Below are 14,064 nucleotides of genomic sequence, written 5' to 3' on the forward strand. Positions count from 1 at the left end.
TGGGCTGTTCGCCCATTAAAGCGGCACGCGAGCTGGGTTCAGAACGTCGTGAGACAGTTCGGTCCCTATCCGTCGTGGGCGCAGGAAATTTGAGAGGAGCTGTCCTTAGTACGAGAGGACCGGGATGGACGCACCGCTGGTGTACCAGTTGTCTTGCCAAAGGCATCGCTGGGTAGCTATGTGCGGACGGGATAAGCGCTGAAGGCATCTAAGTGCGAAGCCCCCCTCAAGATGAGATTTCCCATTTCTTCAAGAAAGTAAGACACCTCAGAGACGATGAGGTAGATAGGCCGGGAGTGGAAGAAGCGTGAGCTTTGGAGCGGACCGGTACTAATCAGTCGAGGACTTGACCAAAAGAGCGAAGCAATAGGTTTTGACTTGGAAAGAGATATTCAGTTTTGAGCGTGCAAGCTCAAGAAAGAGTGCGGTGGCAATGGCAAGAAGGATACACCTGTTCCCATGCCGAACACAGCAGTTAAGCTTCTTAACGCCGAAAGTAGTTGGTGGGAAACTGCCTGCGAGGATAGGAAGCTGCCGCGCTCGTTCAGCCAGACTGATCGGCCTGGCTTTTATATTGCGGAAGTAGTTCAGTGGTAGAACATCACCTTGCCATGGTGGGGGTCGCGGGTTCGAATCCCGTCTTCCGCTTAGCATCTTAGGATGCTCAATTGAATAATGCACCCATAGCGCAACTGGATAGAGTGTCTGACTACGAATCAGAAGGTTGTAGGTTCAAGTCCTACTGGGTGCATTGGAGGATTAGCTCAGCTGGGAGAGCATCTGCCTTACAAGCAGAGGGTCACAGGTTCGAGCCCTGTATCCTCCATTTCGGCCCGTTGGTCAAGTGGTTAAGACACCGCCCTTTCACGGCGGTAACATGAGTTCAAATCTCGTACGGGTCATCGCCGGAAGGCATAATTAAACAGTTGGTCCATTGGAGCAGTGGTCTATCTCGCCTCCCTGTCACGGAGGAGATCGCGGGTTCAAATCCCGCATGGACCGTAACTAAAGCAGCGACTTAGGTCGCTGCTTTTTTTGTTTCTTTTTTCTTCTTTTTTCTCTTTCTCTTTTTGTTTTTTGTCTTTTGTCTTCTTTGCTTTTCTACTTGTTTTTTTCCAGAAATATTTCGCTTTTTCCAGCTTGTCATTTTGTTTATACTGTACTAGAATAAATAGTACAGTAGAGACAGCTAGAAAGGAGAAGGCTAGTGGACTTTATTGACTATTTGGACAGCCGGCCGATTTACCAGCAGATCGCTGACAGGTACAAGCAGCTGATTCTGACTGGGGTCATGGAGCCTGACGAGCAGCTGCCGTCAGTGCGGAAGTTGGCCATGGAACTGTCGACAAACCCAAATACGGTGCAGCGAGCGTACGCCGCGCTGGAACGGGAGGGATACGTATACAGCGTCAAGGGCCGGGGGAATTTCGTCCGGGCCAATGACACGCTGAAGAGCAAGCAAAAAGAAGAGCTGAAGGGGAAAATGAAAGATTTAATCAAGGAGATTCAAGCTGTGGGCCTGGATCCACAGGAATTGTTTGCTGAAGCCATGGAGGAGGCGGCAGAAGATGATCGAGATTGATGAGTTGAGCAAAGACTATGGAAAGACCAAGGCCATCAAGCGGCTTAACCTGACCATTCAAGAAGACCGGGTTTTTGGCCTGATTGGGACCAACGGGGCCGGCAAGAGCACGCTTTTGCGGATGATCGCGGGAATTTTGCGGCCGACTTCGGGCCATATTACGATTGATGGCCTGCCGGTTTACGATAACCCGGCAGCCAAAGAAAAGTTTTGTTTCATCCCGGATGACCCCTACTTCTTTCCAAATGCCACGGCAGAGTCCATGGCAAAAGATTACGCGGCTGTTTATCAAAACTTTGACCTGGAGCGTTTTGCCGGTCTCTTGGCGGATTTCCGCCTGGAGCCAAAGCGGCGGATTCACGACTATTCCAAGGGCATGAAGCGGCAATTGGCCATCCTTTTGGGCCTGTGCACCAACAGCAAGTATCTGCTCTTAGATGAAGTTTTTGATGGTTTGGACCCGGTCATGCGGCAGAGCATGAAGAGCCTGTTTGCCGAAGACATGGACCGGCGGCAGTTGACCCCGATCATTGCTTCCCACAACCTGAGAGAACTTGAAGATATCTGTGATCATATCGGTTTCCTGCACAGCGGCGGTCTGCTTTTGTCAGAAGATTTGGCCGACATGAAGCTGGAAATCCAGAAGCTGCAGTGCGTCTTCGAAAACGACCAGGACATGCAGGAAGTTTTAAGCAAATTGAAGGTGGTTGACCACAGCAGCCGGGGCCGCCTGCACACTTTGGTGGTGCGGGGCAGCCGGAGCGAAGTCGAAGCAGTCTTTGACCACGTGCCAATGACCTTCTTCGAAATCCTGCCGTTGACCTTGGAAGAAATCTTTATTGCAGAAGCGGAGGCAGTTGGTTATGACACGCGCAAACTTATCCTTAAATAAACACGCTCTGCCGCAAAAAGAAATTCTGCGGCACCGGAAAGTACCTGTGGCTTTGGCTACTTTGGTCATGGCCATGTTCTATATTGTCGGCCCGATTCTGGTGCTGATCAGTAATAAAGATGTTAACGCGGCTTCTTTGCTGTATAATGCCAGAACCTATTACATTTTTCAAAATATGGTCCTGTCGGCGGCTACGGCCGGAATCTTCGGCATTTATCTGGCCTATGAAGGTTTCCGCTTCCTGCACGTGCCGCGGCAAGTGGACTATTATGAAAGCCAGCCAATCAGCCGCAAGACCCGGTTTCTTGGAATCGCCGTCAACAGCCTGCTTATTTACAGCCTGATCTACCTGGTCTTTTTCCTGGCCGGAATGCTGCTGTGCGCGGCAGCTGGATCAAATTTCCTGGCTGATGGCGGGATCTGGCGGGGCTTTCTGGCCGACCTGCTTGTTTTTTCAGCCTGGTATGGCATCGCGTCTTTGAGCATGATGATCACGGGGAACACTTTTGTCGCTGCTTTGGCGACCATCTTCTTCTCCTGTTTTGAATTCGGCCTAATGTCCTTGTCCTCGATCTTTTATTCTGAGCTGGCAACTACAGCTGAATACAACAACCACACTTGGCTGGCCTACACCAATCCTTCAACTCAGCTATATAACTCCAACCACTGGCTGGGGATGGGGATCAACCTGCTTTGGACGGTGCTCTACCTGGCTTTGGCCTACTGGGCCTACCAAAAGCGGGCCAATGAAATGGCCGGCAGGGCAGTCGCTTTTGCCTGGATCGAGCAGGCGGTCAAGATCCTCCTTGTCGTCTTCTTCGCGGCAGTCGGCGGGGTCTTTGGCTACATGATTGACGGCTTGAACTTTGCCTGCGGCATTATTGGCGCCCTCCTTACCGGTTTGTTAACTGCCAGTCTGATGGAAATCATCTTCAAGTTTGACCTGGCAGCCTGGAAGCACAATTTTCTTCAAAGCTTGCTGCTGACAGCAGCTGGAGTGGCCGTGCTTGCCGGTCTGGTGTGGGGGGCCAAGCGCTATGACGATTGGCTGCCGGCAAGCGGTCAGGTAGCCAGCGTGGCAATTTCGCCGAGCGACGGCATCTATACCAACTATTACCTGGGCAAAGGGTCAGCCGCAGTCAACGCGGATGAGTATGCCGCTAAATACATGTCCGTGCCGGTCACCAGCGACCTTTTAAAACTGGCAAAAGCCGGCAGCAAATTTACCCAAAACCGGTCTCATGACCGGGAAGATTCAGTTTCGCTGCGCTTTGTGTTCAGAATGAAGAACGGCAGAAGCAGGGTCAGAGTCTACGCGGTCGAAAGAAAGGTGCTGAAGAAGTACTTTGAACCCATCAGCAAGACCAAGGCCTACAAGCAGGGCTACTTCCAGATTTATCACGACCAGCTGCTTATGGACAATTTGGACACCATGTCCTTTACTTACAAGAACGGCAAGGAAGCAATCAAGCGCCAGGACAGCCAGCTCTACAAGGACTTCCGCGCTGCCTACAAGCAGGACTTGACCAAGTGGGACTACCTGCAGGCCAGCCAGCAGAAGCCGGTCGGCCAGGTCGCCGTTTCCTGGAAGCGGGCAAACGGCAAGCAGGCCAAGATCTACTATCCGGTTTACAGCAACTACAGCCAGACGATTGCCTTTTTGAAGAAAAACAAGCTGTATGCCGCAAAGAAGCTTTCCCTGGAGGACCAGCAGCCGCTAGATTACTATCTTGATGACCAATTCGACTAAAGGGCGAAATTCAGCCGATTTGGCTTTAAAACTTTACTTTTCTGGCCATTTGCTCTATTATTAAAATAATTATATATTAATCTTGCTTTAATTATTTAGGAGGACAGATGGCCAAAGAACACGAAAACGCGGACGGAACGGTCCGCTCTTTATCGAACCGGCACGTACAGATGATTGCCATCGGCGGCACGATCGGGACAGGCCTTTTCTTAGGGGCCGGCAGCACGATCTCGGCCACCGGACCGTCAGTCATTTTGATTTATGCCTTTATGGGTGTCTTCTTCTTCTTCATGCTGCGGGCATTGGGAGAAATGTTTTACTCAGACCCCAACCACCATACCTTCGTTTCGTTTATCACCAAGTACCTGGGACCGGCTGCCGGCAACTTCGCCGGCTGGTCCTACTGGATCGGGCTGCTGTTTGCCTGCATGGCCGAACTGACGGCGGTCGGGACCTACTTCCAGTACTGGTTCCCGCACGCGCCTCTCTGGCTGGTCGAGCTTGTCTTTTTGGGAGCCTTGACCTTGCTGAACTTGACGGCAGCCAGACTGTTTGGTGAAACTGAATTCTGGTTCGCCATGATCAAGATCATCGCCATTATTTCCATGATCTTGACCGGGATCTTCCTGGTGGCGACCCACGCCAAGACGCCAGTCGGCTACGCTTCATTGAGCAACCTGACCAACAACTTCAAACTGGCGCCAAAAGGAACTTACGCCTTCTTTACGGCCTTCCCGATGGTCTTCTTCTCCTTCGCGGGGATTGAATTCGTGACCATCACGATCGGGGAAGCCGCCGACCCGCACCGGGTCATCAAGAAGGCGGTCAACGAGACGCTTTTGCGGATCCTTATTTTCTACATCGGTACTTTGACCGTGATCATGTGCGTGGTTCCTTGGAAGTCAGTCTCTGCTTCAAGCAGTCCTTTCGTTCAGGTCTTCCAGCTGGCCGGCTTTACGACGGCAGCCTCAATCCTGAACTTCGTGGTTTTGACCAGCGCGGCTTCTGCCTTGAATTCAACCATCTTCTCAGCTGGCCGGCATTTCTTCCAATTAGCTGAAGAAGCCAGCCGGGGCAGCTGGCTGAAGAAGCATTTCGCGAAGATCTCCCCGAACGGGGTCCCGGCAAAGGGGATCATGATCTCGGTTCTGTTCTCTTTGATCGCGCCGATCCTCAGTTTCTCCAACACGGCAATTGAGGCCTTCAGCATGGTTGCCGGAGCAACCAGTGACATCTTCATCCTGGTCTACGTCCTGGCCATGCTGGCCCACCGGAAGTACCGCAAGTCCAGCGATTTCCTAGCTGACGGCTTCAAGATGCCTTTCTACCAGGTGACCAGTCCGCTGACGATTGCCTTCTTCCTGGTAATCTTCTTCAGCCTCTTCTTCGTCAAAGAAGACATCTTCGGGGCCAGTCTGGCCACGGCCTGGGTCATCTTCTTCGGCAGCTTCTGCTACTTCCACGAGCGGCGCAAGGAAAAGCAGGCCGATTGACAAACTGAATTGCACAAAAGAAACAGTCATGACGAGCGTCATGGCTGTTTTTGCTTGCAATGTTAGGCTTTTCATGGAAAATAGGGGATCTGCCGGGAAAAAATGCTGGACGATTTTGTGAAAACCGAATGCTTTTCTTGACATCAACTGGCAAAGAGAGTATATTAAACAGATATTAAAAATGAAAACACGATTTGAAAGGTGGAAAATGGATGGCATATAACAAGATGTTGGTCCTGCAGACAGACTTTGGCTTAGTAGATGGGGCGGTCAGCGCCATGCACGGGGTGGCCCACACGGTGGCCAGCGACATCCTTGTCTCGGACCTGACCCATGAAATCCCGCCTTACGACATTTGGAACGCCTCATACCGGCTTTACCAAACCATCAAGTACTGGCCGGAAAACACCGTCTTCGTTTCTGTCGTTGACCCGGGCGTGGGTTCTGCCCGCCGGTCAATCGCCGTCAAGACCAAGTCGGGCCACTACGTTATCACCCCGGACAACGGGACTTTGACCCACATCTACAAGTATGAAGGGGTTGAAGCCGTCCGGGTGATCGACGAAAACAAGAACCGGCTGCCGCACTCCCAGGAAAGCAACACCTTCCACGGCCGGGACGTCTACGCCTACAACGGGGCCATGCTGGCCAGCGGGCAAGTGGCTTTTGAAGAACTGGGCCTGGAAGCCCCGGTGGACAGCCTGGTGACTCTGCCGGTCATCGAGCCGCGCCTGCAGGGCGACACGGCCGTCGGCACCATCGATGTTTTGGACGTCCGCTTCGGCTCCTTGTGGACCAATATCCCGCTGGAAATGGTCAAGGAGCTGGCAATCGACAGAGGCGACAGCCTGCTGGTCACCATCCTGCACCAGAACGTGGCCGTCTACCAGGAACAGATTCCGTTTGTCCGCTCATTTGCCGAAGTCAACCTGGGCCAGCCGCTGGTTTACATCAACTCCCTGGTCAACATCGGGATTGCCTTGAACCAGGAATCCTTCGCTGCCGTGCACCACATCGGCACCGGGACCGACTGGCAGGTCAAGATCAGCAAAGTCAACAAGCAACAAGCTTAAGGATTGGAGAGAATTTTTATGAATAAAGAAATGTGGAAGTTAAGTCCCAAGAACATTGCTGCCTTGGGGATCGGGTCAGCCGTTTTCGTGATCGTCGGCCGTTTTGCCTCAATTCCGAGCGGCCTGCCCAACACCAACTTTGAACTGGTTTACGCCTTCCTGGCCATGATTGCCATGATCTACGGGCCAACGGTCGGCTTCGGGGTCGGCTTCATTGGCCACTTGCTCTTGGATTTTATCATGTACGGGCAGACCTGGTGGAACTGGGACTTCGCCGCGGGCTTTTTGGGCTTCTTCATCGGCCTTTACGCCTTGCGCGTCAACATCGACCAGGGCGAATTCGGCACCAAGGAAATGGTGATCTTCAACGTCGTGCAGTTCGTGGCCAACGCCATCGTCTGGTTCCTGCTAGGGGCGCTGGGCGACATGATCCTGGACAGCGAACCGGCTGCCAAGGTCTTTGCCCAAGCCGGCCTGACGACCCTGATGGACGGGCTGACCATCCTGGTTTTAGGCACGATCCTGCTCAAGCTTTACGCCGGCAGCCGGGTCAAGAAGGGCAGTTTGCACAAGGATTAAGGAATTGATATATGACGAGTCTGATTCAGTTTAGAGATTTTTCTTTTCAGTATGACAGCCAGCAGGAACCAACCCTCCGCGACATCAATCTGACGATCGAAAAGGGGGAAAAGGTTCTGCTTGCGGGGCCTTCGGGCTCAGGCAAGTCGACTTTGGGCAAGTGCTTGAATGGATTGATTCCGAATCTGGATAAAGGGACGATCACAGGCCAGTGTTTGATTGATGGCAAGGACATCAGTCAGACTGGCCTGTTTGACTTATCTTTTACCACTTCGACCATTCTGCAGGACACCGACGCCCAGTTCATCGGCTTGACGGTCGGGGAGGACATCGCTTTTTCCCTGGAAAACGACTGCGTGCCGCAAGACCAGATGAAGGAAACGGTTGACCGCTGGGCCAAGGAACTGGACTTGGGCGACCTGCTCAAGCAGTCCCCGCAGAGCCTGTCTGGCGGGCAAAAGCAGCGCGTTGCCCTGGCCGGGGTCCTGGTCGACGAGTCCCCAATCCTGCTTTTTGACGAGCCTTTGGCCAACTTGGACCCGGCTTCGGGCTACAAGACCATGCGCTTGATCGACCAGATGCAGAAGAAGTTCGGAGCCACGGTGATCATCATTGAGCACCGCCTGGAAGAAGTCTTGGCTGAGGAAGTCGACCGGATCGTCCTGGTGGACGAGGGCCGGATCCTGGCCGACCAAAAGCCGGACGACCTGCTTAAGGCTGACCGTTTGGAAGCAGTCGGGGTCAGAAATCCCCTGTATTTGGATGCCATGAAGACGGCCGGGATCGACTTGGGCCAGATGGATAAATTGACCCCTTTGGCAGCCTTGCCGGTCACCGGGGATGCAAAGGAGAAGCTTTTGGCCTGGCAAAAGGGCTACGAATTGCCGGCCCCAAAGCCAGCCGGGCCGGACCTGCTCACGCTGAAAGACGTCGGCTTTGCCTACAGTCCGGAGCAAAAGCACCCCTTAAAGGACGTCAATGCCGTTATCAAGGAGGGAGACTTTGTCTCCATCGTCGGCCAAAACGGGGCGGGGAAGACCACCCTCTGCCGCTTGATCTGCGGCTTTTTGCAAAGTACTGGCGAAATTGCCTGGAAAGGCGAGGACCTGGCCGGCTTGTCCATCAAGGAGCGGGCTGACCGGATCGGCTACGTGATGCAGGATCCCAACCAGATGATCAGCCAGACCATGATTTTTGACGAAGTCGCTTTGGGCCTGCGCTTGCGGAAAGTGCCCGAAGCCGAGGTCAAGGAAAGGGTGGCCAAGGTCCTCAAGATCTGCGGCCTGTACCCCTTCAGAAACTGGCCGGTTTCCGCCCTCAGTTTCGGGCAAAAGAAGCGGGTGACGATTGCCGCCATCCTGATCCTGGAGCCGGACCTGTTGATTCTGGACGAGCCGACGGCCGGCCAGGACTGGAAGACCTACACGGAAATCATGTCCTTCTTGAAAGAGCTGAATGAAGCCGGCAAGACGATCATGATCATCACCCACGACATGCACCTGATGCTGGAATATACCGACCGGTCGCTGGTCTTCGCCAAGGGGCGCCTGATTGCCGACACCACGCCGGTGGAGCTGCTGACTGTCGAAAAATTGGTCAAGGAAGCCAGCCTGCGGCAGGTCAGCCTCTTTGACCTGGCCCGGCACTACGATCTGCCGGATCCGGAAGGCTTTGCCCGCAAGTTCGCGGCTTATGAACGGGAAAGATTGGGGGAAGACGCAAATGAATGATGCAGTTTTAGGCTATACGCCAGGGAAGACCTTTGTCCACCGCCTGAGCGCGACCACCAAGCTCTTGTTTTTGATCATTACTTCGGTGGCCTGCATGGTGACCTACGACACCCGCTTTTTGCTGACGATGTGCATCCTGTCGCTGGTCTTGTTCAAAATTTCCAAGGTGAAGTGGCGGCAGGTGTCGGTTGTGGTCAACCTGATCATGCTCTTTGCCGTCTTGAACCTGGTCCTGGTCTATGTCTTCCAGCCCAGCTACGGGGCGGACCTCTACGCTAGCAAGCACGTTTTGCTGGGCAGCGGCTTTTTCGCCTTGACGGCTGAGGAGTTGTTCTACCTCTTCAACCTCATGCTCAAGTACATCTGTGCCGTGCCGATCGCGGTTTTGTTCCTGCTGACGACCAACCCCAGCCAGTTTGCCTCCAGCTTGAACCAGATCGGGATCAGCTACCGCTTCTCCTATGCCTTCTCCCTGGCCCTGCGCTATATCCCGGACATCCAGGAGAGCTACTGGGCGATTTCCCATGCCCAGCAGGCCCGGGGCAACGAAATTTCCAAGAAGGCCAAGCTGGCCGACCGGGCCAAGGGGACGATCAACATCGTCATGCCCCTGATCCTGTCCAGCTTGGACCGGATTACGGTCATTTCGACGGCCATGGAGCTGCGCCGGTTCGGTTCAAAGAAGAAGCGGACCTGGTACACCTCCCAGAAGCTCAAGGGCAGCGACTGGCTGACCTTGGGAGTGGCAATCCTGCTGCTTTTGCTGATGCTTTACCTCTGGCATTTGAACCAAGGCCGCTTTTACAACCCATTTAAATAGAAAAAATTAAGGCTCCTGCAGGAGCCTTTTTTTATGGGGAAAAATCAAGTGAAGTTTTTCTTGAATGCAGGCAAAAAGCAGGAAATAATCAGGGGTGATGCTAGGGAAAAAAGCCGTAATTTGCCCCTTTTAGGCTGGAAAATCCTTATAAAAAGCCTTTTAACTTTTGTGACAGAAATCGCTATCTTTTGCAAAAGTGCAAAGGAAAGATAAAATAATTATTTCACAAACTCTGGAAGCGGTGACCGCTTACATTGGCGGAGAAGCCAAAAGCAAGGCGGCTTGGCCCTCTTGTGTCATTAAAAAAGGCCTGAAAATGCCTCTGTTATTTTTTGAAAATGCTGTTATAGTAGTAATTGAGAAAGATATCACAAGATTTGAGAAGGAAAGCAGGAGACGATCAAATGCCTAAGCTAAGCACAACTGAAGTAAATAAATCCGTCGAGACTGAAGAAGAAATCTACCACAATGTTGACATTTTGGTCAACAAATCACATGAGGCCCTGGACCAAATGGAAGACTTCAGCCAGGCCGACGTCGACAGATTGTGCCAAGTCATTGAAAAAGTCGGCGAAGACAACGCGCGGCATTTGGCACAAATGGCGGTCGATGAAACCGGCCGGGGCAAGGTCGAGGACAAGGTGACCAAGAACACCTACGCGGCCCAGACCATCTGGGAAAGCATGAAGGACATGAAGACGGTCGGGGTGATCGATGAGGACAAGGAGGAAGGCCTCATCAAGATTGCTGAGCCGATTGGGGTAATCGCCGGCGTCACGCCAGTCACCAACCCGACTTCCACGGTCATCTTCAAGGCCATGATTGCCATGAAGAGCAAGAACACGATCATCTTCGGCTTCCACCCACAGGCCCAGAAGTGCTGCGTGGAAACGGCCAAGCTGATCCGGGAAGCCACGGTCGCAGCCGGTGCTCCGGAAAACTGGATCCAGTGGATCGAGCACCCAAGCTTGACGGCCACGACGGCTTTGATGAACAATCCGAAGGTGCAGATGGTCCTGGCCACTGGCGGCCCGGGCATGGTCAAGGCGGCCTACTCAACTGGCAAGCCGGCTTTGGGCGTGGGCCCTGGCAACGGCCCGTCCTACATCGAAAAGTCGGCCGACATCGAGCAGTCAGTGGGCGACATCGTTTTGTCGAAGACTTTTGACAACGGGATGATCTGTGCTTCTGAAAACTCCGTCGTCGTTGACAAGGAAATCTACGACCAGGTCAAGGAAGCCTTCGCCAAGCGCCACTGCTACTTCTTAAAGCCGGAGGAAATCAAGCTGTTTGAAGACCACTTCATCGACCCGCGCCGGGGCACGGTTGCCGGGCCAATGGCCGGCAAGAGCGCGGTCAAGATCGCCGAAATGTGCGGCGTGACCGTACCGGCAGACACGGAAGTCATCGTGGCCGAATACAAGGGCGTGGGCCCGAAGCACCCGCTGTCAGCGGAAAAGCTGTCTCCGGTCTTCACCCTCTACAAGGCTGAAAACCAGACCCAGGCCTTCAAGATCTGCACCGACCTGCTGAACTACGGCGGTCGCGGCCACACCGCCGGGATCCACACCCGCGACAGCAAGGTGATCCGCAAGTTCGCCTTCGCCATGTCAGCCTGCCGGATCCTGGTCAACAGCCCGGCAGCCCTGGGCGGCATCGGCGGCGTCTACAACAACATGATGCCGTCCCTGACTTTGGGGACCGGCTCATACGGCGCCAACTCGGTTTCCCACAACATCACGGCCAAGGACCTCTTGAACATCAAGACGGTGGCCATGAGAAGAAAGCCCCTCCTGTAACCTTTCCTTTGAAATTAAAAATCAAGAATCTAGGACCCAAATACAAAAAGGCGAAAGCCGCCCCGCGGCGTTTTCGCCTTTTTTTGTCAGCAGAAGGTTAAATTTAGATGAATAAATGATAAAATAGTAAACGATAAGTCTGTTAAGGAGGAAAAAGCATGCAGAAAACTTGGTCAGTCAGAAGAACCGTCATCGTGGCCGTGTTGATGGCGATGAACGTTGCCCTGTCATCGTTCAGCATCCCGGTCCCAGGCGGACACTTGTATTTCAACGATGTCGTGATCGTGGCGGCAGCCCTCTTGCTTTCACCGTCAGAGGCCTTTGTCGTCGGCGGGGTCGGCGCTTTTTTGGGGGACTTTCTCTTTTACCCGGCGCCGATGTTCGTCAGCCTGTTTTCACACGGGCTGGAGGCCGTGATCATTTCCAGTTTTGCCCGCAAGGCTGCCGGTGACCACAAGAAGGTCGCAGCCGGCATCTTTTTGGGGGCAGCAGTGATGGTGACCGGCTACACCCTGGGCCGGGCCTTCGTCTACGCGACGCCGGCCATTTCCCTGGTCAAGTTTCCCTTTGAGTGCCTGCAGGCCGGGGTCGGGGCGGTTTTGGGCTACAGCTTGGTCTACCGCTGCGGCATCGAGCGGCAGTTCCAGCACCGTCTGCATTAAAAAAAGCCACCGCTTGGTGGCTTTTTGTCAGTTCGTTTTGAATGGCGCGCCGGTAATCCGGTTGCGGCCATTTTTTTTGCTCTCATACAGCATCCGGTCGGCGGCCTGGACCATCTCGTAGATCTCCGAGGAAGTCTGGGCCTGGCCGTAGACGTAGCCGGCAGAAATGTGGATGTCGAACTTCAAATCGAGAATGGAAACCTGTTCCAGCAGCTTGCGGACCCGCTGGTCCTCGCCCAGCAGCTGGTCAGACGAGGAAAAGTCGGTAATGACCAGGAACTCGTCGCCCCCGTAGCGGTAGCAGTGGCCGATTCCGTAGACGTGCAGCAGGGTTTCGCTGATCTTCTTGAGGACCGCGTCGCCGTACAGGTGGCCGAACTTGTCGTTAAAGGTCTTGAAGTAGTCGATGTCGATCATCATCACCATCAGTTCCTGCCCGGTCAGATAGCTGAAGTCCCGGTCAAAGCTCCGCCGGTTCTTCAAGGTGGTCAGGGGATCCCGAGCGGCTTCGATTCTCAAGGTGTTCAATTCGTCCATCTTGCTGGAGACGTCCATGATGAAGCCGATCAATCCGCAGACCGCGTCGTTGGCATAGACTGGCGACAGGTAGTAGTGGAAGGTCCGCCGGTTGTCGCTGCTTTCAAGGGTGAGATAGTCATCCAGCGCCATCCCGTCTTTGAGCAGCTGCTCTTCCTGGGAGCTGATCTGGCTTAATTCCGGCAGTTCGTAGCTTTGCCGGTGCAAAAGGTCCTTGAGTCTGAGGCCGAAGTAGTCCAAAAAGCGCTGGTTGGCTCCCAGGTATTCCAGCCGGCTGTTTTTCCAGAAAATGCCGACATTGCTGGTTTCCAGCAGGGAAAGGCGGATCTTTTCGGATTCAAGACCGCCCCCGTCGACCAGGGGCTGGTAGTCGTTATGCGGCTCCCGGTCCCGCACCTTGTAGCCGTCGGAAAGGAAGGCGGCCAGGTTGTCGGTCTTGGAGATCAGCTGCAGGCGGACCTTGAACACCTCGTTTTCGGTGATCCAGTCAAACTGCGAGATTTCACTGACCCGCCGGCACTGGTCAATGGCATTCCACAAGCGGATGCTGTTGCCGGCGCTGGCAGCATTGCAGCTGTCGGCGAAGGCGTCCGTGTCGGCAAAGCCCAGGCGATTGATCCAGGAACGGAAGGCGCTGTTGCAGTAGACCAGCTTGGCCTGCCGGCCCCGCAAAACGAAGATGGAGTTGGGCTGGGGGTTTTCAAAATTGCTGTTCAGCCGGTCCTTGGTCTCCAGGTAGGGGTCCAGGACGTTGATCCGGCTCAGGCCCGTAAAGAGGGCCCGCTCTTCGACGTTTTCAAAAGCTGCCGGGTCGTTGCGGACGCTTCTTTCCGGCATTTCCTTGCCCAACAGCCGCCCCTGGGTCATCATTACCCCCAGGGAACGGATGAAGTTGAGCATGGTCTTGTTTTCAATGCCTTTGACGATGGGGACGATCTTGAGCAGGCGGGTCATGTTGATGACCGAGGCCAGGATGATCTTGGCCTTCTGCGGGTTGCTGTCGAAGCTGCGCACGTCAACCTTGAGCTGGTCGAAATTGTATTCCAGCAGGGTCTCGGTCGACAGGTCGCTGTTTTCGCCGCCATAGCGGTCCAGGCAGATCCGGAAGCCGTTTTTCTGCAGGCTGGCGGCCCCGGCCTTGAGCCGC

The 14,064-nt window shown here is 54.1% G+C and carries 11 protein-coding genes, 5 tRNA genes, 2 rRNA genes and 1 pseudogene; 18 read left to right on the forward strand and 1 reads right to left on the reverse strand.

Going from position 1 to position 14,064, the window contains the following annotated elements; all coding sequences use genetic code 11:
• From lacNas_RS01820 to lacNas_RS01905, 18 genes and pseudogenes are all read left to right on the forward strand, one after another.
• Positions 1–354, forward strand: a 23S ribosomal RNA gene (locus lacNas_RS01820); the annotation flags it as partial.
• A gap of 69 nt (positions 355–423) precedes the next feature.
• Positions 424–540, forward strand: a 5S ribosomal RNA gene (gene rrf, locus lacNas_RS01825).
• A gap of 36 nt (positions 541–576) precedes the next feature.
• Positions 577–648: transfer RNA gene (locus tag lacNas_RS01830), tRNA-Gly, on the forward strand.
• A gap of 29 nt (positions 649–677) precedes the next feature.
• Positions 678–751 (forward strand) — tRNA-Arg (locus lacNas_RS01835).
• Positions 752–753: 2 nt separating this feature from the next.
• Positions 754–826: transfer RNA gene (locus tag lacNas_RS01840), tRNA-Val, on the forward strand.
• Between the two features lie 4 nt (positions 827–830).
• A tRNA-Glu gene (locus lacNas_RS01845) sits at positions 831–902 on the forward strand.
• Positions 903–928: 26 nt separating this feature from the next.
• Positions 929–1,002, forward strand: a tRNA-Asp gene (locus tag lacNas_RS01850).
• Between the two features lie 205 nt (positions 1,003–1,207).
• Positions 1,208–1,582, forward strand: a complete 375-nt coding sequence (locus tag lacNas_RS01855; protein ID WP_201330651.1) for a GntR family transcriptional regulator — start codon at positions 1,208–1,210, stop codon at positions 1,580–1,582.
• Entirely contained in the window at positions 1,569–2,474 is a 906-nt protein-coding gene (locus tag lacNas_RS01860; RefSeq protein ID WP_201330650.1) for an ABC transporter ATP-binding protein, read from the forward strand. Before lacNas_RS01855 ends, lacNas_RS01860 begins: the two co-directional genes overlap by 14 nt.
• Entirely contained in the window at positions 2,446–4,224 is a 1,779-nt protein-coding gene (locus lacNas_RS01865; RefSeq protein WP_201330649.1) for a DUF6449 domain-containing protein, read from the forward strand. Before lacNas_RS01860 ends, lacNas_RS01865 begins: the two co-directional genes overlap by 29 nt.
• Before the next feature lie 107 nt (positions 4,225–4,331).
• On the forward strand, positions 4,332–5,717 hold the full coding sequence (locus lacNas_RS01870) for an amino acid permease (protein ID WP_201330648.1): 1,386 nt from the start codon (positions 4,332–4,334) through the stop codon (positions 5,715–5,717).
• A 212-nt stretch (positions 5,718–5,929) separates the two neighbouring features.
• Positions 5,930–6,790 (forward strand): SAM hydrolase/SAM-dependent halogenase family protein, encoded by an 861-nt coding sequence (locus tag lacNas_RS01875; protein WP_201330647.1) that lies wholly within the window; start codon positions 5,930–5,932, stop codon positions 6,788–6,790.
• An 18-nt stretch (positions 6,791–6,808) separates the two neighbouring features.
• Entirely contained in the window at positions 6,809–7,369 is a 561-nt protein-coding gene (locus lacNas_RS01880) for an ECF-type riboflavin transporter substrate-binding protein (protein ID WP_201330646.1), read from the forward strand.
• Between the two features lie 11 nt (positions 7,370–7,380).
• A complete protein-coding gene (locus tag lacNas_RS01885; RefSeq protein WP_201330645.1) occupies positions 7,381–9,099 on the forward strand; it encodes an ABC transporter ATP-binding protein in 1,719 nt (572 codons plus the stop codon).
• Positions 9,092–9,919, forward strand: coding sequence for an energy-coupling factor transporter transmembrane component T family protein (locus lacNas_RS01890; RefSeq protein ID WP_201330644.1), 828 nt, complete (start codon positions 9,092–9,094; stop codon positions 9,917–9,919). Before lacNas_RS01885 ends, lacNas_RS01890 begins: the two co-directional genes overlap by 8 nt.
• A 33-nt stretch (positions 9,920–9,952) precedes the next feature.
• Entirely contained in the window at positions 9,953–10,132 is a 180-nt protein-coding gene (locus lacNas_RS01895) for a hypothetical protein (protein WP_201330643.1), read from the forward strand.
• Between the two features lie 191 nt (positions 10,133–10,323).
• Positions 10,324–11,703: pseudogene (locus tag lacNas_RS01900) on the forward strand (aldehyde dehydrogenase family protein); the annotation flags it as partial.
• Positions 11,704–11,876: 173 nt separating this feature from the next.
• Entirely contained in the window at positions 11,877–12,380 is a 504-nt protein-coding gene (locus tag lacNas_RS01905) for an ECF transporter S component (protein WP_201331074.1), read from the forward strand.
• Positions 12,381–12,407: 27 nt separating this feature from the next.
• Here the strand turns inward: lacNas_RS01905 and lacNas_RS01910 are convergent.
• A partial coding sequence (locus lacNas_RS01910; RefSeq protein WP_201346534.1) for a diguanylate cyclase occupies positions 12,408–14,064 on the reverse strand: 1,657 nt, incomplete at its 5' end.

Source organism: Lactobacillus nasalidis (assembly GCF_016587775.1).
Classification (GTDB): domain Bacteria; phylum Bacillota; class Bacilli; order Lactobacillales; family Lactobacillaceae; genus Lactobacillus; species Lactobacillus nasalidis.

Coding starts and splice junctions, on each gene's coding strand:
- lacNas_RS01895 (WP_201330643.1), top strand. CDS start 9,953: ATGGGGAAAAATCAAGTGAAGTTTTTCTTGAATGCAGGCAAAAAGCAG.
- lacNas_RS01865 (WP_201330649.1), top strand. CDS start 2,446: ATGACACGCGCAAACTTATCCTTAAATAAACACGCTCTGCCGCAAAAA.
- lacNas_RS01870 (WP_201330648.1), top strand. CDS start 4,332: ATGGCCAAAGAACACGAAAACGCGGACGGAACGGTCCGCTCTTTATCG.
- lacNas_RS01890 (WP_201330644.1), top strand. CDS start 9,092: ATGAATGATGCAGTTTTAGGCTATACGCCAGGGAAGACCTTTGTCCAC.
- lacNas_RS01860 (WP_201330650.1), top strand. CDS start 1,569: ATGATCGAGATTGATGAGTTGAGCAAAGACTATGGAAAGACCAAGGCC.
- lacNas_RS01905 (WP_201331074.1), top strand. CDS start 11,877: ATGCAGAAAACTTGGTCAGTCAGAAGAACCGTCATCGTGGCCGTGTTG.
- lacNas_RS01880 (WP_201330646.1), top strand. CDS start 6,809: ATGAATAAAGAAATGTGGAAGTTAAGTCCCAAGAACATTGCTGCCTTG.
- lacNas_RS01885 (WP_201330645.1), top strand. CDS start 7,381: ATGACGAGTCTGATTCAGTTTAGAGATTTTTCTTTTCAGTATGACAGC.
- lacNas_RS01875 (WP_201330647.1), top strand. CDS start 5,930: ATGGCATATAACAAGATGTTGGTCCTGCAGACAGACTTTGGCTTAGTA.